Annotated in this window: 26 protein-coding genes and 1 riboswitch; of the genes, 6 read left to right on the top strand and 20 right to left on the bottom strand. The window is 62.9% G+C overall.

From position 1 onward, the window contains the following. Nucleotides 1-70 precede the first annotated feature (70 nt). Genes V7773_RS20165 through cobO form a run of 10 tightly spaced genes read right to left on the bottom strand, consistent with a single transcriptional unit; the run spans nucleotide 71 to nucleotide 8915 of the window. Entirely contained in the window at nucleotides 71-802 is a 732-nt protein-coding gene (locus tag V7773_RS20165) for an adenosylcobinamide-GDP ribazoletransferase (protein ID WP_336074705.1), read from the bottom strand. A 2-nt stretch (nucleotides 803-804) separates the two neighbouring features. Beyond that, nucleotides 805-1380: an alpha-ribazole phosphatase family protein gene (gene cobC, locus V7773_RS20160; protein WP_336074704.1), complete on the bottom strand. Its 576-nt coding sequence runs from the start codon at nucleotides 1378-1380 to the stop codon at nucleotides 805-807. Continuing rightward, nucleotides 1377-2432 carry a nicotinate-nucleotide--dimethylbenzimidazole phosphoribosyltransferase gene (gene cobT, locus V7773_RS20155; RefSeq protein ID WP_336074703.1) on the bottom strand — a complete coding sequence of 352 codons (1056 nt, stop codon included), beginning with the start codon at nucleotides 2430-2432 and terminating at the stop codon, nucleotides 1377-1379. The genes cobC and cobT overlap by 4 nt, the downstream gene beginning before the upstream one ends. Continuing rightward, the gene (cobU, locus tag V7773_RS20150; RefSeq protein WP_336074702.1) at nucleotides 2429-2950 is read right to left on the bottom strand and encodes a bifunctional adenosylcobinamide kinase/adenosylcobinamide-phosphate guanylyltransferase; all 522 of its coding nucleotides are present in this window, start codon (nucleotides 2948-2950) and stop codon (nucleotides 2429-2431) included. The genes cobT and cobU overlap by 4 nt, the downstream gene beginning before the upstream one ends. A 40-nt stretch (nucleotides 2951-2990) precedes the next feature. After that, nucleotides 2991-4442 carry a cobyric acid synthase gene (locus V7773_RS20145; protein ID WP_336074701.1) on the bottom strand — a complete coding sequence of 484 codons (1452 nt, stop codon included), beginning with the start codon at nucleotides 4440-4442 and terminating at the stop codon, nucleotides 2991-2993. Next, entirely contained in the window at nucleotides 4439-5431 is a 993-nt protein-coding gene (cobD, locus tag V7773_RS20140) for a threonine-phosphate decarboxylase CobD (protein WP_336074700.1), read from the bottom strand. Before cobD ends, V7773_RS20145 begins: the two co-directional genes overlap by 4 nt. After that, nucleotides 5424-6332 carry an adenosylcobinamide-phosphate synthase CbiB gene (gene cbiB, locus V7773_RS20135; RefSeq protein ID WP_336074699.1) on the bottom strand — a complete coding sequence of 303 codons (909 nt, stop codon included), beginning with the start codon at nucleotides 6330-6332 and terminating at the stop codon, nucleotides 5424-5426. The genes cobD and cbiB overlap by 8 nt, the downstream gene beginning before the upstream one ends. Beyond that, entirely contained in the window at nucleotides 6329-6979 is a 651-nt protein-coding gene (gene bluB, locus V7773_RS20130) for a 5,6-dimethylbenzimidazole synthase (protein WP_336074698.1), read from the bottom strand. The genes cbiB and bluB overlap by 4 nt, the downstream gene beginning before the upstream one ends. Beyond that, nucleotides 6976-8292, bottom strand: a complete 1317-nt coding sequence (locus V7773_RS20125) for a cobyrinate a,c-diamide synthase (protein WP_336074718.1) — start codon at nucleotides 8290-8292, stop codon at nucleotides 6976-6978. The genes bluB and V7773_RS20125 overlap by 4 nt, the downstream gene beginning before the upstream one ends. An 11-nt stretch (nucleotides 8293-8303) precedes the next feature. Next, a complete protein-coding gene (cobO, locus tag V7773_RS20120; RefSeq protein WP_072346504.1) occupies nucleotides 8304-8915 on the bottom strand; it encodes a cob(I)yrinic acid a,c-diamide adenosyltransferase in 612 nt (203 codons plus the stop codon). Nucleotides 8916-8996: 81 nt separating this feature from the next. Beyond that, nucleotides 8997-9206, bottom strand: a riboswitch (cobalamin riboswitch). A 158-nt stretch (nucleotides 9207-9364) separates the two neighbouring features. Here cobO and V7773_RS20115 point away from each other — a divergent pair. Both V7773_RS20115 and V7773_RS20110 read left to right on the top strand, forming a co-directional pair. Beyond that, entirely contained in the window at nucleotides 9365-9949 is a 585-nt protein-coding gene (locus tag V7773_RS20115; protein ID WP_092345556.1) for a hypothetical protein, read from the top strand. A gap of 66 nt (nucleotides 9950-10015) precedes the next feature. Continuing rightward, entirely contained in the window at nucleotides 10016-11326 is a 1311-nt protein-coding gene (locus V7773_RS20110) for a PQQ-dependent sugar dehydrogenase (protein WP_063324757.1), read from the top strand. A gap of 182 nt (nucleotides 11327-11508) precedes the next feature. On the opposite strand, the gene V7773_RS20105 is transcribed toward V7773_RS20110, so the two are convergent. From V7773_RS20105 to V7773_RS20085, 5 genes are all read right to left on the bottom strand, one after another. Then, nucleotides 11509-12042 carry a C40 family peptidase gene (locus V7773_RS20105; RefSeq protein ID WP_063324756.1) on the bottom strand — a complete coding sequence of 178 codons (534 nt, stop codon included), beginning with the start codon at nucleotides 12040-12042 and terminating at the stop codon, nucleotides 11509-11511. 164 nt (nucleotides 12043-12206) lie between these two features. Next, nucleotides 12207-12833: a C40 family peptidase gene (locus V7773_RS20100; RefSeq protein WP_003204649.1), complete on the bottom strand. Its 627-nt coding sequence runs from the start codon at nucleotides 12831-12833 to the stop codon at nucleotides 12207-12209. A gap of 214 nt (nucleotides 12834-13047) precedes the next feature. Then, nucleotides 13048-13752 carry a DnaA regulatory inactivator Hda gene (hda, locus tag V7773_RS20095; RefSeq protein ID WP_003178999.1) on the bottom strand — a complete coding sequence of 235 codons (705 nt, stop codon included), beginning with the start codon at nucleotides 13750-13752 and terminating at the stop codon, nucleotides 13048-13050. A 169-nt stretch (nucleotides 13753-13921) separates the two neighbouring features. Next, complete coding sequence (locus V7773_RS20090) at nucleotides 13922-14995, bottom strand: AI-2E family transporter (RefSeq protein WP_063324755.1); 1074 nt, start codon at nucleotides 14993-14995, stop codon at nucleotides 13922-13924. Nucleotides 14996-15027: 32 nt separating this feature from the next. Then, a complete protein-coding gene (locus V7773_RS20085; RefSeq protein WP_336074696.1) occupies nucleotides 15028-16086 on the bottom strand; it encodes a DUF2066 domain-containing protein in 1059 nt (352 codons plus the stop codon). A 364-nt stretch (nucleotides 16087-16450) separates the two neighbouring features. Between V7773_RS20085 and purM the strand changes: the two genes are divergently transcribed. From purM to V7773_RS20065, 4 genes are all read left to right on the top strand, one after another. Further along, a complete protein-coding gene (purM, locus tag V7773_RS20080; protein ID WP_135846751.1) occupies nucleotides 16451-17509 on the top strand; it encodes a phosphoribosylformylglycinamidine cyclo-ligase in 1059 nt (352 codons plus the stop codon). Then, on the top strand, nucleotides 17509-18159 hold the full coding sequence (gene purN / locus V7773_RS20075; protein ID WP_092462294.1) for a phosphoribosylglycinamide formyltransferase: 651 nt from the start codon (nucleotides 17509-17511) through the stop codon (nucleotides 18157-18159). Before purM ends, purN begins: the two co-directional genes overlap by 1 nt. A gap of 8 nt (nucleotides 18160-18167) precedes the next feature. Beyond that, a complete protein-coding gene (locus V7773_RS20070) occupies nucleotides 18168-18881 on the top strand; it encodes a DUF3108 domain-containing protein (protein ID WP_063324753.1) in 714 nt (237 codons plus the stop codon). Nucleotides 18882-19157: 276 nt separating this feature from the next. Continuing rightward, the gene (locus tag V7773_RS20065; protein WP_025215049.1) at nucleotides 19158-19352 is read left to right on the top strand and encodes a hypothetical protein; all 195 of its coding nucleotides are present in this window, start codon (nucleotides 19158-19160) and stop codon (nucleotides 19350-19352) included. A gap of 130 nt (nucleotides 19353-19482) precedes the next feature. Here the strand turns inward: V7773_RS20065 and V7773_RS20060 are convergent, their stop codons facing one another. The 5 genes from V7773_RS20060 to cysM all read right to left on the bottom strand — a co-directional run bounded on the left by V7773_RS20060 (nucleotide 19483) and on the right by cysM (nucleotide 25618). Beyond that, nucleotides 19483-20022, bottom strand: a complete 540-nt coding sequence (locus V7773_RS20060) for a DUF2058 domain-containing protein (protein WP_053124301.1) — start codon at nucleotides 20020-20022, stop codon at nucleotides 19483-19485. A 26-nt stretch (nucleotides 20023-20048) separates the two neighbouring features. Continuing rightward, nucleotides 20049-20882 carry a nucleoside triphosphate pyrophosphohydrolase gene (gene mazG, locus V7773_RS20055; RefSeq protein ID WP_092462296.1) on the bottom strand — a complete coding sequence of 278 codons (834 nt, stop codon included), beginning with the start codon at nucleotides 20880-20882 and terminating at the stop codon, nucleotides 20049-20051. A 113-nt stretch (nucleotides 20883-20995) separates the two neighbouring features. Then, the gene (gene relA, locus V7773_RS20050; protein ID WP_003204671.1) at nucleotides 20996-23242 is read right to left on the bottom strand and encodes a GTP diphosphokinase; all 2247 of its coding nucleotides are present in this window, start codon (nucleotides 23240-23242) and stop codon (nucleotides 20996-20998) included. Between the two features lie 103 nt (nucleotides 23243-23345). After that, the gene (gene rlmD / locus V7773_RS20045; RefSeq protein ID WP_336074693.1) at nucleotides 23346-24716 is read right to left on the bottom strand and encodes a 23S rRNA (uracil(1939)-C(5))-methyltransferase RlmD; all 1371 of its coding nucleotides are present in this window, start codon (nucleotides 24714-24716) and stop codon (nucleotides 23346-23348) included. Next, on the bottom strand, nucleotides 24716-25618 hold the full coding sequence (gene cysM / locus V7773_RS20040; RefSeq protein WP_063324750.1) for a cysteine synthase CysM: 903 nt from the start codon (nucleotides 25616-25618) through the stop codon (nucleotides 24716-24718). Before cysM ends, rlmD begins: the two co-directional genes overlap by 1 nt. Nucleotides 25619-25880 lie beyond the last annotated feature (262 nt).

Genomic DNA, 25880 nt, shown 5'->3' with positions numbered 1-25880 from the left:
CCTTGAGCAAAATTAAGCGCCGATTTTTCGAAGCGCGATACTGTCAGAGTTGACAGGTCGCCATGGCAGATCAGACCAACACCATCCCCACCAACACCGCCACTTCAAGCAACTCCAACAACGCCCCCGCCGTATCCCCGGTACATCCCCCCAGCCTGCGCACCATCATCTGCCGCAAGCCCATGAACACCACTGACGCAACCAACAGCGCGAAGACACCTCCCCACCCCGCCACCAGCACGCAGCCCAGCGCACACACCAGCAACACCTGCCAACCGGCACGCCGTGGCAGATGATCGGCCAGCGCCTGCCCCAACCCACCGGCCCGCACATAAGGCGTGGTCAGGAACAGCCCAAGCAACGCTCCGCGCCCCAGCACCGGGACGATAAGCAATGCCAAGCCCTGCCCTTGCTCGATCAACGCCAACAGCGCGGTGAATTTGAGCAACAGCACCAACACCAGGGTGATCACCGCAATCGGCCCACTACGCGGATCCTTCATGATCAGCAACGTGCGCTCGCGGTCGCCGAAGCCACCGAGCCACGCGTCGGCACTGTCGGCCAGGCCGTCGAGGTGCAGGCCGCCGCTGAGCAGCACCCACGCCGTCAGCAACAGCGCGGCGTGCAGCAGCGGCGGCGCGCCTGTCAGCCACGCATTGAGCAGCCACAGCAAGCCGCCGAACAACAGGCCCACCAGCGGGTAGAACAACAGCGAACGGCCCAGTTGCCCGGGCTCGGGCATGCCCGGCAGGCGAACCGGCAGGCTGCTGAGAAATTGCAGGGCGATCCAGAATGGCAGCATCTTCAGCCAACCTCTGACAGCACGGCGTCGGACGACACTTGAAGAGAAAACAACGCCCCATGGCCGACTTCGACATTGAGCAGTTGCTCCCGAGGCAGACCCCGGGCCTGGGCCAGCAGCAAGCGCATCACGCCGCCATGGCTGACCAGCAAAATCCGCTGGCCGGCATAGGTGCTATGCAGGCGTTCGACCGCCGCCAAAACCCGCGCGGAAAACGCCAGCACCGGCTCGCCATCGGGAGGCGTGAAGCTGTAGGGATCGGCCCAGAACCGCCCCAGTGCTTCGGCGTCAGTCTCCATCAACGCCGCCGCGCTGCGGCCTTCCCAGGCGCCGAAATGCAGCTCTTGCAGGTCCTTGTCCAAGTGCACTGGCACGCCGAGTCGGGCGCCGAGTTGTTCGGCGAAACGGGCGCAGCGCTGCAACGGCGAACTCACCAGCCGATCCCAGGGCCCGCCTTCTATGACTGCCGCGTGCATCTGCTCCCAGCCCTTGGCGGTCAAGGCGTCGTCGAGGCTGCCGCGCAGTCCGCCGCCCAATTCGGTTTCGCCGTGGCGCAGCAGGTCCAGGCGCAAGGTCATGCCGGGCGATCCGCCACGGCCGCTTCGGCAAACGTCGCCATCTGCCCGTGCAAGTCACAGGCCAGGCGCAACAGCGGCACCGCCAGCGCCGCGCCACTGCCCTCGCCCAGGCGCAGGCCGAGGTCCAGCAGCGGTTCGGCGCCGAGGGTTTCCAGCACGTGACGATGGCCCGGTTCGGCGCCGCGATGGCCGAACAGCAACCATGGCCGGCATTCAGGGTTGAGGCGCACCGCCACCAGGGCCGCGACGCTGCAGATGAACCCGTCCACCAGCACGGCAACGCCTTGCTGGGCACAGGCCAGGTACGCGCCGGCCAACGCGGCGATTTCAAAACCGCCGAGGTTGAACAGGGTCTGCAACGGGTCGTTGCGTTGGGCTGCGTGCAGCGCCAGGGCCCGTTCGATCACTTGGGCCTTGTGGCTGACACCTGCTGTGTCCAGGCCGGTGCCCGGGCCGACCAGATGCGCCACCGGGCAATCGAGCAAGGCACAGGCCAGGGCGCTGGCCGCCGTGGTGTTGCCGATGCCCATCTCGCCGCCGATGAACAAGTGCGTCCCGGCCCCAACGGCACGCTGCACACTGTCGCGGCCGGCTTGCAGGGCTTGCTCACCCTGGGCCACGGTCATCGCCGGGCCGTGGACGAAATTCGCCGTGCCAGGGCCGACGCGCAGATGCCGCACGCCGGGCAGGTCCAGCGCAGGCGTCACGGTGCCCAGGTCCACCACTTCCAGCGAAGCGCCCAGTTGCCGCGCCAGGACGCTGATGGCCGCGCCGCCGCTGACGAAGTTGAGCAGCATCTGCCCGGTCACTTCCTGGGGAAAGGCTGAGACGCCCTCCGCCACAACACCATGATCGCCGGCAAAAATCGCGATCCAGACGTGATCCAGGCTCGGCTTGACCTGCCCTTGCAGCCCCGCCAGTTGCACCGCCACCGACTCCAGCCGCCCGAGTGAGCCGGCCGGCTTGGTCAGTTGTTGCTGACGGGCCGTGGCCTGTTCCAGGGCCTGGGTATCGAGGGGCTTGCACGGGTCCAGCCACCAGCGGTGATTCATAACGCAGTACCTTTGAGAGTCAGGGGCAGGCCGGCGACGGTCAGCACGACGCGCTGACACCGTTCGGCCAAGGCTTGATGCAGCCAACCGGCTTCATCGACATAACGGCGAGTCAACTCGCCCAGGGGCACGACACCCATGCCGGTCTCGTTGCTGACAAAAATGATTTCACCGGGCAGCGCGGCGAGGCAGTCCAGCAGCGCTTCGCGTTCTGCGTTCAACTGCTCGGCGTCGTCGAGCATCAGCAGGTTGGTCAGCCACAGGGTCAGGCAATCCACCAGCAGGCAGTGGCCGGGGGCGGCGTTTTCTTGCAGCACCCGGGCGAGGGCCAAGGGTTCTTCCACCAGCGTCCATTCGGCCGGGCGACGGGCTCGGTGTTGGGCGACCCGTGCGTTCATCTCGCCGTCCAGGGGTTGGCTGGTGGCGATGTAGGTCACTGGCAAGCCTGTTTCGACCGCGAGTTTTTCCGCCAGGCGGCTTTTGCCGGAGCGGGCGCCGCCGAGGATGAGTTGCAGCATGATGTTTTTTACCTTTCAGATGGCGGTGTTGCTGCCGGCCTCAAATCCCACAGAGTTCACGCAACAACCCAGTGTCCAAATGCCGCTCCACCAGATCCGCCAGCCGCTCGATGTCCCGTTCGCGCAAGCCGTGGTAATCCACCGTTTGCACATCCGGCAACCCAGCCCAGCGCAACAACGCGCTACTGGCCTGGGGAGATTCGAACAGCCCGTGGAGATAGGTGCCGAAAACCTGCCCGTCGAGGCTCTGGGCGCCGTCGCAACGGCCATCCTCCAGATGCACCGCTGCGTGTTCCAGTGCCGGGCCGGTGGTCACCCCGGCGTGAATCTCATAGCCGCTGACTTCAGCCTCTTCCAAGGCCAATCGCCCGCGCACATTGCGCAATTGTTTCTCGTGTTCCAGCGTCGTTTCGAAATCCAGCAAACCCAGGCCAGCACTGGAGCCCGCCGCGCCTTCCAGCCCCAGCGGGTCGTGGACCTGCTGGCCGAGCATCTGCAAGCCGCCGCAAATGCCCAGCAGCTTGCCGCCATAGCGCAGGTGCCGTTGGAGGGCGCTTTCCCAGCCGTTGGCACGCAGGTAGGCCAGGTCGCTGCGCACGCTTTTCGAACCGGGCAGGATGATCAGGTCGGCCGGCGGGATAGGTTGGCCGGGGCCGATGAATTGCAGGTCGACCTGTGGGTGCAACCGCAACGGATCGAAATCGGTGTGGTTGCTGATGCGCGGCAGCACCGGCACCAGCACTTTGAGCACCTGCTCGGCCTTATTGGCCTGGCGCTGGTCGAGACCATCCTCGGCTTCCAGGTGCAGGTCCATCACGTAGGGCAACACGCCCACCACCGGTTTGCCAGTGCGCGCCTCCAGCCAATCCAGGCCCGGTTGCAACAAGGCGATGTCGCCGCGAAAACGATTGATGACGAAACCCTTGACCCGCGCCTGCTCGCTGGGTGAAAGCAACGCCAGGGTGCCGACGAGATGGGCGAACACCCCGCCGCGATTGATATCGGCGATCAGCAGCACCGGGCAATCCACCGCCTCGGCAAAGCCCATGTTGGCAATGTCGCCAGCGCGCAGGTTGATCTCCGCCGGCGAGCCGGCGCCCTCCACCATTACCACCGGATAGGCCGCGCTCAAGCGCGCGTGGGAAGCCAGCACCGCTTGCATCGCGATGGCTTTGTAATCGTGATAGGCCACGGCATTCATGGTGGTCACGGCGCGACCGTGGATGATCACCTGGGCGCCGGTGTCGCTGTTGGGCTTGAGCAGCACCGGGTTCATGTCGGTATGCGGTTCGAGGCCGGCGGCCTGGGCCTGCACCGCCTGGGCGCGACCGATTTCGCCGCCGTCAGCGGTCACGGCGCTGTTGAGCGCCATGTTCTGCGGCTTGAACGGCACCACGCTGACACCCTGGCGGCGGACCCAGCGGCATAAAGCCGTGACCAAGGTACTTTTGCCGGCATCGGACGTGGTGCCTTGCACCATCACAGTGGTCATCGAATGTCCTTGGTGTAGGCCTCTAAGGCCTGTTCGAGGCGCAGGAATTCGCTGTCGTCGGCTGGCAGTCCGAAGCGCAGGCTGCTGGTGTTGGTAAACAAGCGCAGGAGAATGCCGCGATGGGCCATGAAATCATGAAGCCCCAGGGCGTGTTCGGTGACCAGCCATTGGAACAACCCGCAGCCGCCCTGCGGCTTGAAGCCGTGGCGTTCGAGCATCAGCGCCAGGCGTTGGCTGGTGGCTTCGCAACGTTGGCGCTGGTAGGCGTGGGCATCAGTGTCCAGCAAGCACGCCTGCCCCAGCACCCGGGTCGGCCCGCTGACCACCCACGGCCCGACCTGTTCGGCGAGCAACTTGAGCAAGCGGCGCTCAGCCAGTACAAACCCCAGGCGAACCCCGGCCAGGCCAAAGAACTTGCCAAACGAGCGCAGCACGATCAACCCGACCAGATGGGTGTGCGCCGCCAGACTCAGCGCCGGCGTGACGTCCATGAAGGCTTCATCCACCACCAGCCAGCCACCGCGCTGGGCCAGGCGCGCATGCCAGTCCAGCAAGCGCTCGGGTACAAGGCTCAGGCCCGTGGGATTGTTCGGATTGACCACCACCAGCACGTCGAGGCTGTCGAGAAAGAAATCCACCTCCGACTCCAGCACTTCGCGCACGATGTAGCCGCTGCGGCGCCAGGCTTCGGCGTGCTCGGCGTAACACGGCGACAAGACACCGACCTTGCCGGCCCGGCGCAGGCGCGGCAACAGCTGGATGGCCATTTGCGAACCGGCCACCGGCAACACATCCAACGCACCGTAGTAGTCGCAGGCGGCCTGTTCCAGGCCGTCATCGGTTTCCGGCAGGCGCGCCCAGGCCCGCAGGGGAATCGCCGGAACCTCGAACGGCCAAGGCGCCAGGCCGCTGGACAAATCCAGCCAGTCAGCCTCGGCGATGCCGTATTGCCGGGCTGCGTTACGCAGGCGTCCACCGTGCTCAAGCATAAAACTCAGCTCCCAGGCAGAGAATCAGCAGCCATAACCATACGCCGCGCTGGACCAATTGCCAGCCGCGATCAATGGAATCCGCGCTCGCCGGCACGCCTTCGCCCAGCGGCGGACGTTGGTGCAGTTCACCGTGATAAACCGCCGCCCCGCCCAACTCCACACCCAGCGCACCGGCACCGGCGGCCATGACCGGCCCGGCATTGGGGCTGTCCCAGGTCGGGCCCTGGCTGCGCCAGCACTTGAGCGCCAGGCGGGTCTTGCCGAGCAGCGCGTAGGTCAACGCCACCAGGCGCGCCGGAATGTAGTTGAGCACATCGTCAATCTTTGCCGCCGCCCAGCCGAAGCGCTCGAAACGCTCGTTGCGATAGCCCCACATGGCATCGAGGGTATTGCTCAGGCGGTACAACACCACACCGGGCGCGCCGGCCACGGCGAACCAGAACAGCGCGGCGAACACCGCGTCGCTGCCGTTCTCCAGCACCGACTCGGTGGCGGCGCGGGCCACGGCGGTTTCGTCCAGCTCGCGGGTTTCGCGGCTGACCAGGTAGCCGACACGCAGGCGCGCTTCGTCCAGATCGCCACTGCGCAGCGCCTGGGCCACCGGTTCGACATGTTCGCCGAGGCTGCGCAGGCCGAGGGCGCAGTACAGCGCGAGGATCTCCACCAGCCAGCCAACCATGGGCGCCCAAGACAAGGCCGTGGCGAGCAAGGTCAAGGGCACCACGGCGATGATCCACGCCGTCACCCCATGGCTGCGCCAACCGCGCCCACCGGAGTTGAAACGTTGTTCGATCCGCGAGGCAAAACCGCCGAACGCCACCAGCGGATGCCAACGCCGGGGCTCGCCCAGCAGCGCATCCAGCGCCACCGCGGCGACCGTGAGCAAGGCCACACTCATGGGCGCACGCCCCACTGGTTTTCATAGAGCAGTTCATTCAGCGAACGCGGTTGCGCCCAGCCTTCCAGGGCGAGCATCGGTGCCGGGTAGAAACCTTCGACCGGCCCAAGGCACAAGATCGCCAGCGGCTTGGCACCGGCGGGCAGGCCCAGCATATCGGCCAAAGCCTGGGGTTCGAACAACGACACCCAGCCCATCCCCAGCCCTTCGGCACGGGCCGCCAGCCACAGGTTCTGGATCGCGCAGGACAGCGAGGCCAGGTCCATTTCCGGCAGGGTCCGACGGCCGAAGATGTGTCGCTCACGGTCGTCCATCAGCGCCGCCACCAGCACTTCGGCGCAGTCGTTGATGCCTTCGACCTTGAGCTTCATGAATTCATCGCTGCGCTCGCCGAGGGCCTCGGCGGTGCGGATGCGTTCTTCTTCCACCAACTGCTGGATGTTCCCGCGCAAGGCACGGTCGCTGATGCGGATGAACCGCCAGGGTTGCATCAGGCCGACGCTGGGCGCCTGGTGCGCGGCTTCCAGCAGCCGGCGCAGCAAGGCCGGTTCGACCGTGCCGCCGCTGAAGTGGCGCATGTCACGGCGCTCGGCGATGGCGCGGTAGATTGCGTCGCGTTCGACCTGGGAGAAAGCGTTGTCGGTCATGGCCTTTTCGCGGCCTCAAGGTCAGGCGCAAACAGCGCGGCAATCGCCCTCGGATTCGACGGAAAATAAAAATGAACATAGGAAGCCGTCATCCGCCCCTGCCGGAACACCGCTTCTGCCCCACGCCCGCCGTTGGGGCTATGGCCACGGGCAATCGGTTCAAGTTCGGTGCTGGTCAGCGAATGATGATAGGTATGCCCACGCAAGATGCCTTCCGGCAAGTCCACCGATTGCAGCGCCAGGGCCGCCAGACGCTTTTGCATCTGCGCATCACCCGCCAGCAAACCCAGTAGTTCGGCGCACACGCCTTCAACGTCGGTCAATGAGTCCAGCAAATACAACATGCCGCCGCATTCGGCGAGCAACGGTTTGCCGGCTGCATGGTGGGCACGGATCGCCGCCAGCATCGGCGTGTTCCGGGCCAACGCAACGTGGTGCAGCTCTGGATAACCGCCGGGCAGATACAGGCTGTCCGCCTCGGGCAGTTCGGTGTCATGGATCGGCGAAAAGAAGCTCAACTGCGCGCCCATGGCCCGCAGCAAATCGAGGCTCGCGCCATAGGTGAAGGCAAACGCTTCGTCCCGGGCCACGGCGATGCGCACCCCGGCGAGCCACGGCTCAACGGTGATCACCTCAGGCGCGGCAAACTCCACCGCTGGCGGCAGCGCCACTTCGCAACTGCCGGCCAAGGCCTCGGCTGCCGCGTCGAGGCGCAGGTCGAGGTCGTTCAACTCGCTGGCCTGGACCAGCCCGAGATGACGGCTGGGCAACTCGATGCCGGTTTCCCGGGACAGCGCGCCGTACCAGCGCAAGCCTTCGGTCAGGCTGCCTTCGAGCAACTGCGCGTGGCGCAAGGTGCCAACGCGGTTGGCCAAGACCCCGGCGAATGGCAAGTCCGCTTGATAACGCGCCAGGCCCAAGGCCAGGGCGCCAAAGGTCTGGGCCATGGCCGTGCCATCGATCACCGCCAGCACTGGCACACCAAAATGCCGGGCCAGGTCGGCGCTGGACGGGGTGCCGTCGAACAACCCCATCACCCCTTCGATCAGGATCAGGTCCGCTTCGGCGGCGGCTTCCCACAACAACCGACGACTCTCCTGCTCGCCGACCATCCACATGTCCAACTGATAGACCGGCGCGCCGCTGGCGCGCTCGAGGATCATCGGATCGAGAAAGTCCGGGCCACACTTGAAGACGCGCACCTTGCGCCCCTGGTTGCGATGCAAACGGGCCAGGGCGGCGGTGACGGTGGTCTTGCCTTGCCCCGAAGCCGGAGCGGCGATCAGCACCGCCGGGCAATGGCGACTCGTCATGGACGTGTCACTCACAGCTCGACGCCTTTCTGCGCCTTGATGCCGGCCTGGAACGCGTGCTTGACCATGCCCATCTCGGTGACGGTGTCGGCCAGCTCGATCATTTCCGGCTTGGCGCCACGACCGGTCACCACCACGTGTTGCATCGGCGGGCGGGCCTGGAGATCGCTGAGCACCTGATCGAGGTCGAGGTAACCGTGCTTGAGGGCGATGTTGAGTTCATCGAGCACCACCAGGCCAACGGAAGGATCGCCGAGCAACTGGCGCGATACCGCCCAGGCCGCTTCGGCGGCGGCGATGTCGCGCTGGCGGTCCTGGGTTTCCCAGGTGAAGCCTTCGCCCATGACATGAAAACGCACCTGCTCCGGGAAGCGGCGGAAAAACAATTCTTCGCCCGTGCTGTTGCGCCCCTTGATGAACTGCACCACACCACACTGCATGCCGTGGCCCATGGCCCGGGCGAGCATGCCGAACGCCGAACTGCTCTTGCCCTTGCCGTTGCCGGTCAGCACCAGCAGCAGGCCACACTCGTTCGGCGAATTGGCGATGCGCTCGTCGATCACGGCTTTCTTGCGCAGCATGCGCGCCAGGTGGCGTTCGTCGCGATCCGGGGTGTCGGTCATGGGGGAGCTCTCCGTTGGGCTTGGATAACGGCGGGCGGGCACAAAAAAAGACGGCAACAAGCCTGGCATCGCCCACCGTGATGCCGTTGGATGAATCAGGCCGGTCTCCGGGCTCATGAGCGGCGTGATGCCGGGCTGCGCGCCTTCCCATGTCCATGGACACAGTGGCCTGTAGGCAACCTTGACTCATTTACCGTTGCGGGGGCAGCGCCGGGTTCGTGTGCACTCACCGGCTTCCCTGTTTCACTCTGTCGGCCACGGCCACAGAGCACCTGAAACAAGCGGCGAAGGTTAGAGGGTTGGGGGTGGAGCGTCAATTAAAGCCGCCACGGGTCCAGCGCTGTTTATTGGCCGGGATCAATGGAATGACGTCAATCTTGTGTCACGCTGAGGGAAGTGATATCAAAGCGGCATCACGACCCGATATCACAAGAACAAGAGGGCAATGTATGCAAGGCATGATCATCAGCAATCCAAAACTGGAATTCCTGCGTCCGGTGCTGGAACGTTGGTTTGACTGTATCGACCGCTACAACGCCGTGCGCGGCGATAACGACACGCCTTACTGGTTCGATGAACGGGCCAACCTGGGCCTGCTGTCGGCCGCGGCGTGGATGGCCGAGATGGTCACGCTGCAGGATGCCCCGACCCGCAAACAGAATGAAGAAGGCGAACGCAATGTCAGCGCCGATCTGTTTATCGCCAGTACCGAGGAGCGCGCCTTTATCCAGGCCACCCAACGCTGGCCCAAGGTCAGCAACCTGAACCTGACCCAGCCGCTGCAGGAAGCCGCCAGCGATGCCAAGCGTATCAGCTATGCCAGCGACCTGAAGCTGGGTTGCCTGTTCGTCTCGCCGCAAAAAGCCCAGCAGAGCGCCACGCCCGAAGAACTGCAGGACATGATCGACGACCTGCAAAAGGAAAACACCTGCGCCGTGGCCTGGTACTTCCCCTACGCCTACCGCAAGTTGCGCAATGAAGCCGGCTTCTATCACCCCGGCATCGCCGTGCTGTTCAAACAGGCCCACGGCTGACCGGTTGAACCATCGCGCGTCTACGCTTCTCTATGAATAACTCCATGCATTCATAGGGAAGCCAGCATGCTCAAGCCACCCCATCTCCTGATCGTCGCCCTTGCCGCCGGGCTTGTCGCTTGTGGCGAGTCGTCCACCCTGCAAGTGTCCGACGGCACCGGTCCTGCGCCGAAACTGCCTGAACCGAACAAGACCCTGGTGCCTACCGTCAACATCGCCGAAGCGGTCGGCTGGGCCAGCGGCGCCAAACCCACCCCGGCCCCAGGCCTGCAAGTGGTCGCCTTCGCCGAAGGGCTAGACCATCCGCGCTGGCTCTATGTGTTGCCCAATGGCGATGTGCTGGTGGCCGAAACCAACGCCCCACCCAAACCGGACGATTCCAAGGGCATCCGCGGCTGGGTGATGAAAAAGGTCATGGGCCGCGCCGGTGCCGGCGTGCCTAGCCCCAATCGCATCACGCTGCTGCGCGACGCCAATCATGACGGCGTCGCCGAAACCCGCACGGTGTTCCTGGAAAATCTCAACTCGCCGTTCGGCATGACCCTGGTGGGCAATGACCTGTACGTGGCCGACACCGACCGGCTGATCCGCTTCCCCTATAAGGACGGTGACACGCAGATCAAGGCGCAACCGACCAAGGTCGTCGATTTGCCGGGCGGCACGCTCAATCATCACTGGACCAAAAACGTCATCGCCAGCCGGGACGGCAGCAAGCTGTACGTCACCACCGGTTCGAACAGCAACGTCGCGGAAAACGGCATGGAGGCCGAAGAAGGTCGCGCCGCCATCTGGGAAGTGGACCGAGCCAGCGGCAATCACCGCATATTTGCCTCGGGCCTGCGCAACCCCAACGGCCTGGCCTGGGAACCCCGCAGCGGTGCCCTGTGGACGGCCGTGAACGAGCGGGATGAAATCGGCAGCGACCTGGTGCCGGACTACATCACTTCGGTCAAGGACGGCGCGTTCTATGGCTGGCCCTACAGCTACTATGGGCAGCACGTCGATGTGCGGGTCGAACCGCAGAATCCGGCCCTGGTGGCCAAGGCCATCGCCCCGGATTACGCCGTCGGCCCTCACACCGCATCGCTAGGCCTGACCTTCGCCGAAGGCAGCCGCTTACCTGCACCCTTCACCGAAGGGGCGTTCATCGGGCAGCACGGGTCCTGGAACCGTAAGCCCCACAGTGGTTATAAAGTGATTTTTGTACCGTTCACTGGCGGCAAGCCCGTGGGACAACCCGTGGATGTGCTCACCGGTTTCCTGAACGCCGACGAAAAAGCCCAGGGCCGGCCGGTGGGCGTGGTGATCGATCAACAGGGTGGGTTGCTGGTGGCTGATGATGTTGGGAACAAGGTTTGGCGGGTGTCGGGTAAATAACCCACCACCCAAGACTTGTGAAAGAACCCTGTTTGGTCCGAGGACATGGTGAACACCCGTGGCGAGGGAGCTTGCTCCCGCTGGGCTGCGAAGCAGCCCCTGCTTCTGGCGGTTGCTGCGCAACCGAGCGGGAGCAAGCTCCCTCGCCACAAAAGCTTTCTAGCACTGCAAACGTTGAAGGGTCAGGGATTACGCGCCAGATGTTCCGACTGCAGCACCCGCTTGGCACCCAGGTAAGCCTTCTGCCAATAGGCCTTGGACAAGCTGTCGAGCTTGACCGTGCCACCGGTGGCCGGTGCATGGACGAAACGGCCCTCCCCCACATAGATCCCGGCATGGCTGACCTGGGAGCCGCCGTTGGTGGCGAAGAAAATCAAATCACCTGTCTGCAACGCCTCCTTGCCCACATCCGGGGCGCGCATGCCGATCATTTCCCGCGTGGAACGTGGCAGGGAAATACCCGCCGCATCGCGGTAGACGTAACCAATCAAGCCGCTGCAATCGAAACCCGAATCCGGCGTATTACCGCCCCAGCGATACGGCGTCCCCACCAAACCCAATGCCCGGAACAGCACATCTTCGGCAGCCGGGGAAAAGGTTTGTGAGGGGGCAAAGACCACCGGAGCCCGCACGGGAGCTGGCGGTGGAGTGCGGCTGGCGCAGGCGCTGAGCAGCGCGGCGAGGAACATGAGAGCGAGGCGGGCCGACGTCGACATATGCAGAACAATCCTGATCTGGATGCGGCTTTTCTGCCGTGGGCATGAAAACAAATCCGCCTGCGGAGTACGCAGGCGGATTGCCATCAAACAATGATCAGGATTCTAGCGGCTATACGACAAACTTCAAGTAAGACTTTAAGTTTGCCTTACAAACTGTGTGCTTACTTGCGGGCAGTGACCACAGTCGGCGCCATGGCGAGGGCGCGCTTGGCTTCGATGAAGGTCTTGCTCCAGTAGCTGTCGCCCAGGCTGTCGATCCGCACGCCACCGCTGCGGCGGCTGCTGGAATGGATGAACTGGTTGTCGCCCAGGTAGATACCGGCGTGGCTGACGCGACCGCGACGACCGTTGGTGCTGAAGAACAGCAGGTCACCGGGCTCCAGTTGGTTGCGAGCCACCAGTGGGGCGTTCACGTTGATCATTTCGCGGGTGGAGCGCGGCAGGTTCATGCCGGCCTCTTCGCGGAACAGATAACCGATGAAACCGCTGCAATCGAAGCCAGCTTCAGAGGTGCCGCCAAAACGGTAGCGGGTACCGATCAACGACATCCCACGTTCCAGGATGCTGTCAGCCAATACTGGAAGCTGGTAAGGCTTGCTGCCGGCGAAGGCTGCGAGCTCTTTGTCGGAGGCCATTTCTTCCTGGAACGCAACGGAGGAAGACTGGGCGGTAACGGAGTTCTTGACCTGTGGTTGTTGCTCTTGCTGGGACACTGGGGAGTGGGCAGCGCAACCAAACAACAGGGTAACGAGTGCGAGAGGCACGAGGGGTGCGAAGCGATTTAGCATGGGCACGACCGTGGCTGAAGTAGTAAAGATGGCGAGACTATGCCTTCTATCAACCTCATTTGCAAATTCAATCGATGCAAATGTGACTTCTCGGTTTTACGCTTACATCTAAGCGCTTAAGCCCGACCTGAGCGGGTTACAGCCCTACAGCCCAGTAAAACCGCGGGCTTCACCGGGTCCAGAAGAGGCTTTAAGCCATCATCGGGCGACAGCTTTACCAGCCCAAAGTTTCTTTCAAAAAAGGAATGGTCAGCTTGCGCTGGGCCTGAAGCGAGGCCTGGTCGAGGCGTTCGAGCAGTTCGAACAACGCGCTCATGCTGCGGGTGCCACGGGTGAGGATGAAATGCCCGACTTCGTCGGTCAGGTGCAGGCCACGCCGGGACGCGCGCAGCTGCAAGGCACGAAGTTTGTCTTCGTCGGAAAGCGGACGCATCTGGAAAATCAGCGCCAGGGTGAGACGGGACTTGAGGTCCGCCAGCTTCACCGGCAGCTCCCGTGGCGACGTCGACGCGGCGATCAACAAGCGCCGACCGCTGTCGCGCAACCGATTGAACAGATGAAACAGCGCCTCTTCCCAATCAGCCTTGCCGGCCACGGCCTGGAGATCGTCCAGGCAGACCAGTTCGTACTGCTCAAGGTTGTCGAGGATCTCAACACCGCGGTCAAGCAATTCGGCCAACGGCAGGTACACCGCAGGTTCGCCCAATTGTTCGAACCGCAGGCACGCGGCCTGCAACAGATGCGTGCGCCCTACCCCGTCCTTGCCCCACAGGTAGATCAGGCTTTCGGTCCAGCCGGCGTCGGCTTCGCAAAGCCGCTCGACATAGCCGAGTGCAGCGGCATTGGCGCCTGGGTAGTAATTGATAAAGGTGGCGTCATCACGCAGACGCACACCTAGGGGCAGCTGAATCGGTTTCATGCTGACTGAACAGTTCCAAAGGAACCGTTAGTGGCCTCTGTGTAAAGTTCGCAAAGTTTATACCCGTGACACGGACCGCACAATGCGCCGGACCACGAGCAAAATCAAAGGTTTGCAGCGGAAAGAGGACAGAGCGTCGGTTTCCCTGACGCTCCGCCAACGATTTGCCCTACAGGTCGGGGTCTTCAGCGCCGCTATAAATGTCCGAATCCTTGTACAAATCATGCATATGGCGCACCAGCACCATGATCACCGCCGCCATCGGCAGCGCCAACAGAATCCCGGTGAAGCCGAACAACTCTCCCCCAGCCAGGATCGCGAAGATCACCGCTACCGGATGCAGGCCAATACGATCGCCCACCAGCAGCGGCGTCAGCACCATGCCCTCCAGCGCCTGACCGACCATGAACACCGCGACGATGCCCAGCATCGGGTACAGGTCGCCGCCGAACTGGAACAATCCGGCGATCAATGCCGCGCCAATACCAATCACAAACCCCATGTACGGCACGATGGCGGCCAGGCCGGCGATGAGGCCGATCAACAGGCCCAGCTCCAGTCCTACCAGCATCAGCCCTGCGGCATAGATGAAACCCAGGGCCACCATCACCAGCAGTTGCCCGCGCACGAACGCCCCCAGCACTTCGTGGCATTCGAAGGTCAAGGTCATGATGCGTTCTTCACGGTGACGCGGCAGCAGGCTACGAATCTTCGCCATCATCAGATCCCAATCCCGCAGCAGATAGAAGGCCACCACCGGAATCAACACCAGGTTCGCCAGCCAGCCGATCAACGCCAGGCCCGAGGCCGTGGCCTGGCTCAACACCACGCCAACGATGTCGGTGGTCTGGCCCATGTGCTCACTGATAGCCGCCTTGACCTTGTCGAACTTCCAGAAACCGTCCGCCAGCCCTAGCTTCGATTGCACCCACGGCACCGCGCTGTGCTGCAACCAATCGAGCATCTGCGGCGCCAATTCGTACAGGCGCAACAGTTGCTTGGCGAGCATCGGTATCAGCACCAGCAACAGGGCGCTCACAATCAGTGTGAACAGCGCAAATACCGCCACCACGCCCCATGTGCGCGACAGGCCGAGTTTTTCCAGGCGATCCACCACCGGATCGAACAGATAGGCCAACAGCAGCGCGACCAGGAACGGCGTCAGGATCGGATGCAGCAAATAGATAAGGGCGAACAGCAGGGCAACCCCACCCAACCAGAACCAACGCCGCGTATCGCCCATGAACCACTCCTAGCTATATAAAGAAAGAAAACCTACCAGCGGAACCGCAGATTGGCTGCCGGCGCCGGCACAGGTGCTGCAACCGGGACCGAGCCATCGGCGGCGGGAGGCGCCACTGGCGCTGGCGCGACGGCCTCGCCGGGCGGAACTTCCTGAAGTTTCGCCAGGGCCAGTTGCGCCTTCAACTGCTCGGCGCTGCCATTGACTCGATAGACGATCCGATCACCCTCGACCTGCTGCAACTGCCCACCAAATGGTTCGAGCAAACGCCCAAGCGCCGCATACCGCTCAAGGTTCATGCCCTGCACCTCCAGCAACTGTTCAGTCGCCACGCCCGGCTTGGCGACGAAGCGCGGCGCCAGGCGCTGGTTCACCGCCAACATCACCGCGTCAGCCAATGCGGCCGGATCGGCGCCCTGGGCCGTACCCTGCTCACGCTGATCGCCCAGCCACAGGCGCCAGGCCCCATTCCACTGCCCGCCCTCCTCCTTGGCGTGGACCGCCAGCAAGGCGTCTGTCGCGTAGCGCTCCGAGGCATCGCGCAAAGGCGCCGGGTCGCTGCCTTCCAGGTTTGGTGCGGTGGCAACGATCTGCTCGCTCAAGTCCGCCAGCGGCAGGTGCAACGCCAGCCCCCGATGCTGGGCGGCACGCCGCAATGGCGTGGCGCTGGCCTGGCCATCGCCCACCAGGCTGGAGCCCTCGGCTGAGTCGTTCAGCCACCAACCCAGGATCGATGGCCGGTTCGCACTCCACAGTGACAAGCCTGCCGAGCGCAATGCCCGGTCGGTACTCGCCGGGTCGAAGTCCACCTTGAGGCTTTCCGGCGGGCCGGCGTCGTAGCCATATTGAAGAATGATCTGTTGCGGGTCCTTGCGGATCGCCGCCAGGCCAGGATTCTGAGCAGCCTTGGCGTCGCCGGTCAGGCGCAGCACCAACGTGTCCAGCGCACGCAGAGTCGCCTGGTTACGCTCTTCCGGGGTCTGGCTGCTGACCGGTTCGAGCACTTGATACAGGCCATTGACGGTTTCGGCATGGCTCGCCAGGCTGATCAGCGCCAGGCAGCCCATAGACAAGAATTTGAACAAACGCATGGAAGATTCCCGGACATAACGGCTGGAACAGGCCGTGTGAAGAAGATTGAGCATGGCTGTGACCACAACACCCGGCAAAACATTCACACGCCCGATGGAAGTTTCGCACGGTCATCACCATAGCCGGTTACCGCTACACCTTATACAGACGCGCTACGCAGTACCAATATAAGAAATATCGGTTTTTTTCCGTGGATATGTCCCTGCCCGTCGGCGCGAGGATGGCCGCTGCCCCTCAAGCCTGATAAAATCGCGCGCCTTCGCAGACCGGCAATGGCTGGGCTCCCGGAATAATTCGTACAACGGTTATTCAATGGCCCCGGCGTCGGTCGTTACCCAGAAATCCCCCCTAAAGGCCTGGATCATGAGCAAGCAACCCTCCCTGAGCTACAAGGACGCCGGTGTAGACATCGACGCCGGTGAAGCATTGGTCGAACGCATCAAGAGCGTCGCCAAGCGCACTGCGCGTCCGGAAGTCATGGGCGGCCTGGGCGGTTTCGGCGCCCTCTGCGAGATCCCGGCCGGCTACAAGCAACCGGTCCTGGTCTCGGGCACCGACGGTGTCGGCACCAAGCTGCGCCTGGCCCTGAACCTGAACAAGCACGACAGCATCGGCATCGACCTGGTGGCCATGTGCGTGAACGACCTGGTGGTCTGCGGCGCCGAGCCGCTGTTCTTCCTCGACTACTACGCCACCGGCAAACTGAACGTCGATACCGCCGCTCAGGTGGTGACCGGCATCGGTGCCGGCTGTGAACTGTCCGGCTGCTCCCTGGTCGGTGGCGAAACCGCTGAAATGCCTGGCATGTACGAAGGCGAAGACTACGACCTGGCCGGCTTCTGCGTCGGCGTGGTAGAGAAAGCCGAGATCATCGACGGCTCGAAAGTCGCCGCTGGCGATGCCCTGCTCGCCCTGCCGTCCTCCGGCCCGCACTCCAACGGCTACTCGCTGATCCGCAAGATCATCGAAGTCTCGGGTGCCGACATCGAAAACACCCAGCTCGACGGCAAGCCACTGGCCGACCTGCTGATGGCCCCGACTCGCATCTACGTCAAGCCGCTGCTCAAGCTGATCAAGGACACCGGCGCCGTCAAGGCCATGGCCCACATCACCGGTGGTGGCTTGCTGGACAACATCCCGCGCGTGTTGCCAAAAGGCGCCCAGGCCGTGGTCGACGTGGCGAGCTGGACCCGCCCGGCGGTGTTCGACTGGCTGCAAGAGAAAGGCAATGTCGATGAAACCGAAATGCACCGCGTGCTGAACTGCGGCGTGGGCATGGTCATCTGCGTGGCCCAGGAGCACGTCGAGACCGCCCTGAAAGTATTGCGTGAAGCTGGCGAGCAGCCTTGGGTCATCGGCCAGATCGCTACCGCGGCCGAAGGCGCTGCACAGGTCGAGCTGAAAAACCTTAAGGCGCATTGATGTCCGCAACCTGTGACGTGGTGGTGCTGCTGTCCGGCACCGGCAGTAATTTGCAGGCCCTGATCGACAGCACCCGGACCGGCGACAGCCCGGTCCGTATCCGCGCGGTAATCTCCAACCGCGCCGATGCCTATGGCCTGCAACGCGCCAAGGACGCGGGGATCGACACCCGCGTCCTGGATCACAAGGCGTTCGAGGGCCGCGAAGCCTTCGACGCCGCGTTGATCGAACAGATCGACACCTTCAATCCGCAACTGGTGGTCCTCGCTGGCTTCATGCGCATCCTCAGCGCCGGCTTCGTGCGTCACTACCAGGGCCGCCTGTTCAATATCCATCCTTCGCTGCTACCCAAATACAAAGGGTTACACACTCATCAGCGGGCGCTGGAGGCCGGAGACACGGAGCATGGCTGCTCGGTGCACTTTGTCACCGAGGAACTCGATGGCGGACCACTGGTCGTACAGGCAGTAATACCGGTAGAGTTGCACGACACGCCGCACAGCCTGGCGCAACGGGTTCACGCCCGCGAGCACCAGATCTACCCGATGGCCGTGCGTTGGTTTGCCGAAGGAAGGCTGACCCTCGACGATCGCGGAGCCTCACTGGACGGCCAGTTGCTCGCCGCCAGCGGCCATTTGATTCGATACTAGGAGATTTTATGCGTCGCGCCCTGCTCTTCGCTTGCGCTCTGCTTGCCCTGCCCCTGGCACAGGCTGCGGAACTACAACCGTTCTCCGCCAGCTACACCGCCGACTGGAAACAGCTGCCCATGAGCGGCACCGCCGAGCGCAGCCTGACCAAGGAAGCCAACGGCACCTGGAAGCTGAGCTTCAAGGCTTCGATGATGATCGCCAGCCTGACCGAAGAAAGCACCCTGACCCTGGACAAGGACACGCTGCTGCCACAGTCCTACCACTTCGAACGCGGTGGCCTGGGCAAAGCCAAGAAGGCCGACCTGGACTTCGATTGGAACACCAAGATGGTCACCGGCACCGATCGCGGCGACGCGGTCAAGCTGCCGCTCAACCGTGGCATGGTCGATAAATCCACCTATCAACTGGCCCTACAGCACGACGTGGCGGCCGGCAAGAAAAGCATGAGCTATCAGGTCGTCGATGATGGCGAGATCGATACTTATGACTTCCGCGTGCTGGGCTCGGAAAAAGTCGACACCAAGGCCGGCCAGATCGACGCGATCAAGGTCGAGCGCGTGCGCGACCCGACGCAAAGCAAACGCATCACCGTGCTCTGGTTCGCCAAGGACTGGGACTACCTGCTGGTCCGCCTGCAACAGGTCGAGACCGACGGCAAGGAGTACAACATCATGCTCCTGGACGGTACGGTCAACGGCAAGGCTGTGAAAGGCAGCTGATCGACGCAAACACCAGGAAGCCCCGCCATGCGGGGCTTTTTATTGCCTGGATTTCAAGCTCCCACAGGATTTGTATTCATGGAGGATTGCGACATGAAATCTTCTTCATGAAAAACACCTGCGACCGAACGCCGCGCACCACCTGGCCTGCAGGATTATTGCGCTTTCCATGAAAACTTCTTAACGAACCGGGGCATTTACTTAGCACGCTATCCAAATCTATAACAAAGTCCTGCACACGCCTTGCTGCAGATAACAGAGATTGGAGCTTGCAAGATGACTGTGAAAGTAACTGAACGCGACGACGCCCATATGTCCCACGAAGGCATTGCCGCCGGTATCCGGATCTGGGATGTGCATCAACAGGATTTGCTGGTGGGGATGTTCCACTCGGAGACGGATGCCCATAGCTACAAGGCTGAGCTGGAGCGCGAGGAACGGCTGCGCTCGCGAGAAATGGCGGAATCCTGAACGACACGGGGACCCTGTGGCGAGGGAGCTTGCTCCCGCTGGGCTGCGTAGCAGCTCTTTCTTGTGAGCGCTTCGCACTCAAGCGGGAGCAAGCTCCCTCGCCACGGGTCGTTTTTTCAGGTTGCCGGCTTTACCACATCAAATCATCCGGAATCTGATACGCCGCGTACGGATCATCGGCATCCACTTCTTCGGTCTGGGTGTTGAGCTGGACGATGCGCTTGGGATCGCGTTCCTGGATCTTCAGAGCCGCCTCGCGCGGGATCACTTCGTAACCGCCGGCATGGTGGACGATCGCCAACGAGCCGCTGCTCAGCTTGTTGCGCATCAGGGTGTTGACCGAGATGCGCTTGACCTTCTTGTCGTCGACGAAGTTGTAGTAATCCTCGGTGGTCAGCTTCGGCAGGCGCGAGACTTCGATCAATTGCTTGATCTGCGCGGCCCGGGCCTTCTGCTCGACCTTTTCCTGCTGCTGCCGGTTGAGTTCCTGGTCGCGCTTGACCTTCTCGGCCATGGCCTCCTGGGCCGCACGCTGCTGGGAATCATCCAGTTCGATCTGGCCTTTATGGGCCAGGCGTTGCTGCTTCTGTTTCTCTTTGCCGACCTGCTTGGCCTGCTTTTGGTTGACCAGCCCTGCTTTGAGCAACTGGTCGCGAAGGGAAAGGCTCATGGTGCTTACTCACTTAGGCAACGGCCTCAGCCACAGCTGGGCAAATTCTTTTCCTGACGTTTGGCTTCGCCCCACAAGGCGTCCAACTCTTCGAGGGTGCAATCTTCCATGGGACGGTGGGTGTCGCGCAATGCCTGTTCGATAAATCGGAACCGTCGTTCGAACTTCCCGTTGGCGCCACGCAAGGCGGTTTCCGGGTCGACCTTGAGGTGGCGAGCCAGGTTCACCACGCTGAACAGCAGGTCGCCGATCTCGTCACTGATGGCAACCGGATCATTGTCGGCCATGGCTTCGAGGACTTCGTCCAACTCCTCCCGGACCTTGTCGAGCACCGGCAACGGGCCTGGCCAGTCGAAACCGACCTGCGCCGCACGCTTTTGCAGCTTCGCCGAACGGGACAACGCCGGCAAGGCCGTTGGCACATCGTCGAGCAACGACAACTGTTCGGGCGCCGCGGCTTTCTCGGCCCTCTCCTCTGCCTTGATCTCTTCCCAGCGCTGCTTGACCTGCTCTTCGCTCAGGCGCGGGATATCCACAGGCGCATACAGGTCCCCGGTAGGAAACACATGGGGATGACGGCGGATCAGCTTGCGGGTGATGCTGTCGACCACGCCGGCAAATTCGAAGCGGTTCTCTTCCCGGGCCAACTGGCTGTAATACACCACTTGGAACAACAGGTCGCCCAACTCGCCCTGCAAATGATCGAAATCGCCGCGCTCGATGGCATCGGCCACTTCGTAGGCTTCTTCAAGCGTATGAGGAACGATGGTCGCGTAGGTTTGCTGGATGTCCCACGGACAGCCGTACTGCGGGTCCCGCAGGCGGTTCATCAGGTGGAGCAGGTCTTCGAGGCTATACATCAATCCATCTCATCACAAAATAACCCTGTGGGAGCGGGCTTGCTCGCGATGGCGGCCGGTCAGTGATGGACCGCTATCGCGAGCAAGCTCGCTCCCACACGTTTGGACTGCGCTTAACCTGGCGTCCGGTTACGCCGAGTCTCGATGATGTTCGGCAACTGGGAAATCCGCCCCAGCAACCGCCCCAGCGCATCCAGCCCCGGGATCTCGATGGTCAGCGACATCAGCGCGGTGTTGTCTTCCTTGTTCGAACGGGTGTTGACCGCCAGCACGTTGATCCGCTCGTTCAGCAACACCTGGGACACGTCGCGCAGCAGGCCGGAGCGGTCGTAGGCGCGGATGACGATATCCACCGGGTAGGTGAGCACCGGCACCGGCCCCCAGCTGACCTGGATGATCCGCTCCGGTTCGCGTCCGGCCAGTTGCAGCACCGAGGCACAGTCCTGGCGGTGAATGCTCACGCCACGGCCCTGGGTGATGTAGCCGACGATCGCATCCCCCGGCAATGGCTGGCAGCAGCCGGCCATCTGGGTCATCAGGTTGCCCACGCCCTGGATCTGGATATCGCCGCGCTTGCCCGGTTTGTAGCCGGTAGCCTTGCGCGGAATCAGCTCCAGTTGCTCGTTGCCCCGCTCCGGCTCCACCAGTTGCTGGGCCAGGTTGACCAACTGCGCCAGGCGCAGATCGCCGGCACCGAGGGCGGCGAACATGTCTTCGGCGGTTTTCATGTTGGCTTTTTCGGCCAGCTTGTCGAAATCCACCTGCGGCAGGCCCAGGCGACCGAGTTCGCGCTCGAGCAGGGTCTTGCCAGCGGCGACGTTCTGGTCGCGGGCCTGCAACTTGAACCAGTGGACGATTTTCGCCCGCGCCCGCGACGTGGTGATGTAGCCCAGGTTCGGGTTCAACCAGTCGCGGCTCGGCGTACCGTGCTTGCTGGTGATGATCTCGACCTGTTCACCGGTCTGCAGGCTGTAGTTGAGCGGCACGATCCGCCCGTTGATCTTGGCGCCACGGCAGTTGTGGCCGATCTCGGTGTGGACCCGGTAGGCGAAGTCCAGCGGCGTCGCGCCCTTGGGCAGGTCGATGGCGTGGCCGTCGGGGGTGAAGATATAGACCCGGTCCGGCTCGATATCGACCCGCAGCTGTTCGGCCAGGCCGCCGATGTCACCCAGTTCCTCATGCCATTCGAGGACCTGACGCAGCCAGGAGATTTTCTCTTCGTAGTGATTGGAGCCGGACTTGACGTCGGTGCCCTTGTATTTCCAGTGGGCACAGACCCCCAGCTCAGCCTCCTCGTGCATCGCATGGGTGCGAATCTGCACTTCCAGTACCTTGCCCTCGGGGCCGATCACTGCAGTGTGCAGCGAGCGATAACCGTTTTCCTTGGGGTTGGCGATGTAGTCGTCGAACTCCTTCGGAATGTGCCGCCACAAGGTATGGACGATCCCCAGCGCGGTGTAGCAGTCGCGCATTTCCGGGACCAGGACGCGAACGGCGCGAACGTCGTAGATCTGGCTGAATTCCAGGCCCTTGCGCTGCATTTTTCGCCAGATCGAGTAGATGTGCTTGGCCCGGCCACTGATGTCGGCTACCACGCCGGTGGCCTGCAACTCTTCGCGCAACTGGGTCATCACATCGGTGATGAAACGCTCGCGATCCAGGCGCCGCTCATGCAACAGCTTGGCGATCTGTTTGTATTGATCCGGCTCCAGGTAGCGGAAGGACAGGTCCTCCAGCTCCCACTTGATGTGACCGATGCCGAGACGGTGGGCCAGGGGGGCATAGATGTCGAACACCTCCCGGGCGACGCGATTGCGTTTTTCGTCATCGGCAGACTTCACGGCGCGGATGGCGCAGGTACGTTCGGCCAGCTTGATCAGCGCGACGCGCACGTCGTCAACCATCGCCACCAGCATCTTGCGCAGGTTTTCCACCTGGCCCTGGGTGCCCAGCACCATGGACTGGCGAGGGCTGAGGCTGGCGCTGATGGCGGCCATGCGCAGCACGCCATCGATCAGCTTGGCGACCACCGTGCCGAAGCGCTGGCTGACCACCGGTAGCTGGATCTGGCCTTCGCGCACGCCGCGGTACAACACCGCCGCCACCAGGGAGTCCTGGTCGAGCTTGAGGTCAGCAAGAATTTCGGCGATCTCCAGGCCCGTCTGGAAACTCGAGGTGCCTTCGGACCACAGGTTCTTCGCTGCGTTATGTTGCTGCTCCGCCTCACGAGCGAACTCGCAGGCGGCCTTCAAGGCTTCGCGATCCAGAGCCATGTCGACGCTGACCGCATGATCGAGCCAAGCCTCGAGATTGATACTGCCGTCGGTGTTGATCGGCTGGTGTGCTCTCACCTGTACCATCTTTACTTACCTTCCCTACGACGCAGATTCAATGCGTCAACTTCGCTGACCTTCATGATGCCCGTGTTTACGCCCAGGGCTGTGGCGAGTTGGCACGAACGGGTCAGTCGGACAAGCCATCCTGGCTCGCTTCAAATAACGCCATGGCCTCGACATGCGCCGTTTGAGGAAACATATCGAGAATCCCGGCACGTTTTAACCGGTAGCCCTGCTTGATCAGTTCGACCGTATCCCGGGCCAAAGTTGCCGGGTTGCACGATACATAGACCAATCGTTTGGCACCCAGGGACGACAGTTTGCGCACCACCTCGAAAGCACCGTCACGGGGTGGGTCCAAGAGTACCGCAGAAAAGCCTTCGCCGATCCATTGGGCATCAGCCAGAGGCTGGGATAAATCGGCCTGAAAAAAGGCCGTGTTATTCAAATTGTTACTGACGGCATTGGCCGCCGCACGATCCACCATGGTCTGCACGCCTTCAACAGCCACCACCTGGCGCACGCTTTTGGCCAGCGGCAAGGCAAAGTTGCCCAGGCCGCAGAACAGATCCAGCACCCGTTCCTCGGCTCGCGGTGCCAGCCATTGCAGGGCCTGGGCGATCATCGCCTCGTTGACCCCGGCGTTCACCTGGATGAAATCCCCCGGTCGGTAAGCCAGCTCAAGGTCCCAGGCATCCAGGCGAAACCCGAGAGCTTGCCCGGGCTCGACCGGTTGCGGCTCACCTTCACCGTGCAACCACAACTGGGCTTCATGGAACGCGCAGAAGTCCTTGAGGATCGTCAGGTCGGCCTCCGACAGCGGCGCCATGTGGCGCAGCAATACCGCGAGGGACGAACCGGCGAACAATTCCACATGCCCCAACGCCTGGGGTTTGCTCAAGCGACGCAGCATCTCCGGCAGGCGGCTCATGATCGGCTGCAAGGGCTGTACCAGCACAGGGCAATCACCGATGGCGACGATGTCCTGGCTGCCGACGGCGCGGAAACCGACTTCGAGTTTTTTCGCCTTCTGATCCCAGCGCACCGCCACGCGGGCGCGACGCCGGTAACCGAATTCCGGCCCGCTCAAGGGCGCGGTCCATTCCTCTGGCACCACCCCGGCCACCCGCGACAACTGCTCGGCGAGCATGCGCTGTTTCAGGGCAAGTTGTTCGTCATGGGGCAAATGTTGGACGCTGCAACCGCCGCAGCGACCAGCATGGACGCACGGCGCCGCACGTCGCAGTTCACTGGGCAGGAACACGCGCTCGGTACGGGCCTCGACCACTTTGCCATGGGCACCGAGCACCCGCGCCTCGACTTCTTCGCCGGCCAGGGCGCCGATGACAAACCAGGTACGCCCTTCAATAAAGGCGATGCCCCGACCGTCGTTGGCCAGGCGCTCGATGGTCAAGCGCTGCTTCTTGCCGGTGGGCACTTGCGGGGCCCGGCTTCCGCCGCTGGGCTGGAAGCGCAGACCTCTCTCTTGCTTGGCCATCAGTTGGGCGCGTCGAAAATGCCGGTCGACAGGTAACGGTCGCCACGGTCACAGATGATCGCGACGATCACCGCGTTTTCAACTTCCTTGGACAGGCGCAGCATCCCCGCCACGGCACCGCCCGAAGACACGCCGCAGAAGATGCCCTCCTCGCGCGCCAGCCGGCGGGTGGTGTCCTCGGCTTCGCTCTGGGCCATGTCGATGATGCGATCCACGCGGTCGGCCTGGTAGATCTTCGGCAGATATTCCTCGGGCCAGCGACGAATGCCGGGGATGGCCGAGCCTTCCATCGGTTGCAGGCCAATGATCTGCACGTTCGGGTTCTGTTCTTTCAGGTAGCGCGAGGTGCCCATGATGGTGCCGGTGGTGCCCATCGAGCTGACGAAATGGGTGATGGTGCCGTCGGTCTGGCGCCAGATCTCAGGGCCGGTGGAGGTGTAGTGGGCCTCTGGATTGTCGCCGTTGGCGAACTGGTCCAGCACTTTGCCACGCCCCTCGGCCTGCATGCGCTCGGCCAGGTCCCGGGCGCCTTCCATGCCCTGCTCCTGAGTCACCAGGATCAACTCGGCACCGTAGGCTGTCATCGCTGCCTTGCGCTCGGCGCTGGAATTGTCGGGCATGATCAGGATCATCTTGTAGCCCTTGATCGCCGCCGCCATCGCCAGGGCAATACCGGTGTTGCCGGAGGTCGCCTCGATCAGCGTGTCGCCAGGCCGGATCTGCCCGCGCAATTCGCCACGGGTGATCATCGACAGCGCCGGCCGGTCCTTGACCGAACCCGCCGGGTTATTCCCTTCGAGCTTGAGCAAAAGCGTATTAGTGGTCACGCCGGGCAAGCGTTGCAAACGGACCAGCGGAGTGTTGCCGACGCAATCGGCGATGGTTGGGTACTGCAGAGTCATGGCGTATTCGCAATCCGGACTGCGGGGGCGCCTATCATACCGGCAAACCTGGCGCGGCCATATCACGCAAAGTAAGGGGGTTATGGCTTATGGGAATAAGCAGGTCGCGTGGCGAGGGAGCTTGCTCCCGCTGGGCTGCACAGCAGCCCCAAAGACGAGCAGGCGAAGGTGCCAGGACCGTGACATGATTTTTACGAAGATCGCCCGCCCGCAAATCGCTACACTGCGCAGGTACTGCGTGCTGGATGCGCGCACCGCTCAA

This window comes from Pseudomonas sp. 3JA, from assembly GCF_036961705.1.
Classification (GTDB): domain Bacteria; phylum Pseudomonadota; class Gammaproteobacteria; order Pseudomonadales; family Pseudomonadaceae; genus Aquipseudomonas; species Aquipseudomonas fluorescens_Q.
This window is presented reverse-complemented; position numbering and strand designations above follow the sequence as displayed.

Bases quoted from the DNA above. Each gene is read 5' to 3' on its own strand.
- cobC (WP_336074704.1), bottom strand. From the start codon at position 1,380: ATGACCTTGCGCCTGGACCTGCTGCGCCACGGCGAAACCGAATTGGGC.
- cobT (WP_336074703.1), bottom strand. From the start codon at position 2,432: ATGAATCACCGCTGGTGGCTGGACCCGTGCAAGCCCCTCGATACCCAG.
- V7773_RS20105 (WP_063324756.1), bottom strand. From the start codon at position 12,042: ATGTCGACGTCGGCCCGCCTCGCTCTCATGTTCCTCGCCGCGCTGCTC.
- mazG (WP_092462296.1), bottom strand. From the start codon at position 20,882: ATGTATAGCCTCGAAGACCTGCTCCACCTGATGAACCGCCTGCGGGAC.
- cbiB (WP_336074699.1), bottom strand. From the start codon at position 6,332: ATGAGTGTGGCCTTGCTCACGGTCGCCGCGGTGGCGCTGGATGCGCTG.
- V7773_RS20060 (WP_053124301.1), bottom strand. From the start codon at position 20,022: ATGAGCCTTTCCCTTCGCGACCAGTTGCTCAAAGCAGGGCTGGTCAAC.
- bluB (WP_336074698.1), bottom strand. From the start codon at position 6,979: ATGACCGACAACGCTTTCTCCCAGGTCGAACGCGACGCAATCTACCGC.
- hda (WP_003178999.1), bottom strand. From the start codon at position 13,752: ATGAAACCGATTCAGCTGCCCCTAGGTGTGCGTCTGCGTGATGACGCC.
- cobU (WP_336074702.1), bottom strand. From the start codon at position 2,950: ATGCTGCAACTCATCCTCGGCGGCGCCCGCTCCGGCAAAAGCCGCCTG.
- rlmD (WP_336074693.1), bottom strand. From the start codon at position 24,716: ATGGCCAAGCAAGAGAGAGGTCTGCGCTTCCAGCCCAGCGGCGGAAGC.
- V7773_RS20085 (WP_336074696.1), bottom strand. From the start codon at position 16,086: ATGCGTTTGTTCAAATTCTTGTCTATGGGCTGCCTGGCGCTGATCAGC.
- V7773_RS20115 (WP_092345556.1), top strand. From the start codon at position 9,365: ATGCAAGGCATGATCATCAGCAATCCAAAACTGGAATTCCTGCGTCCG.
- relA (WP_003204671.1), bottom strand. From the start codon at position 23,242: ATGGTACAGGTGAGAGCACACCAGCCGATCAACACCGACGGCAGTATC.
- cysM (WP_063324750.1), bottom strand. From the start codon at position 25,618: ATGACTCTGCAGTACCCAACCATCGCCGATTGCGTCGGCAACACTCCG.
- purN (WP_092462294.1), top strand. From the start codon at position 17,509: ATGTCCGCAACCTGTGACGTGGTGGTGCTGCTGTCCGGCACCGGCAGT.
- V7773_RS20125 (WP_336074718.1), bottom strand. From the start codon at position 8,292: ATGACGAGTCGCCATTGCCCGGCGGTGCTGATCGCCGCTCCGGCTTCG.
- cobO (WP_072346504.1), bottom strand. From the start codon at position 8,915: ATGACCGACACCCCGGATCGCGACGAACGCCACCTGGCGCGCATGCTG.
- V7773_RS20100 (WP_003204649.1), bottom strand. From the start codon at position 12,833: ATGCTAAATCGCTTCGCACCCCTCGTGCCTCTCGCACTCGTTACCCTG.
- V7773_RS20110 (WP_063324757.1), top strand. From the start codon at position 10,016: ATGCTCAAGCCACCCCATCTCCTGATCGTCGCCCTTGCCGCCGGGCTT.
- V7773_RS20065 (WP_025215049.1), top strand. From the start codon at position 19,158: ATGACTGTGAAAGTAACTGAACGCGACGACGCCCATATGTCCCACGAA.
- cobD (WP_336074700.1), bottom strand. From the start codon at position 5,431: ATGCTTGAGCACGGTGGACGCCTGCGTAACGCAGCCCGGCAATACGGC.
- V7773_RS20070 (WP_063324753.1), top strand. From the start codon at position 18,168: ATGCGTCGCGCCCTGCTCTTCGCTTGCGCTCTGCTTGCCCTGCCCCTG.
- V7773_RS20165 (WP_336074705.1), bottom strand. From the start codon at position 802: ATGCTGCCATTCTGGATCGCCCTGCAATTTCTCAGCAGCCTGCCGGTT.
- purM (WP_135846751.1), top strand. From the start codon at position 16,451: ATGAGCAAGCAACCCTCCCTGAGCTACAAGGACGCCGGTGTAGACATC.
- V7773_RS20090 (WP_063324755.1), bottom strand. From the start codon at position 14,995: ATGGGCGATACGCGGCGTTGGTTCTGGTTGGGTGGGGTTGCCCTGCTG.
- V7773_RS20145 (WP_336074701.1), bottom strand. From the start codon at position 4,442: ATGACCACTGTGATGGTGCAAGGCACCACGTCCGATGCCGGCAAAAGT.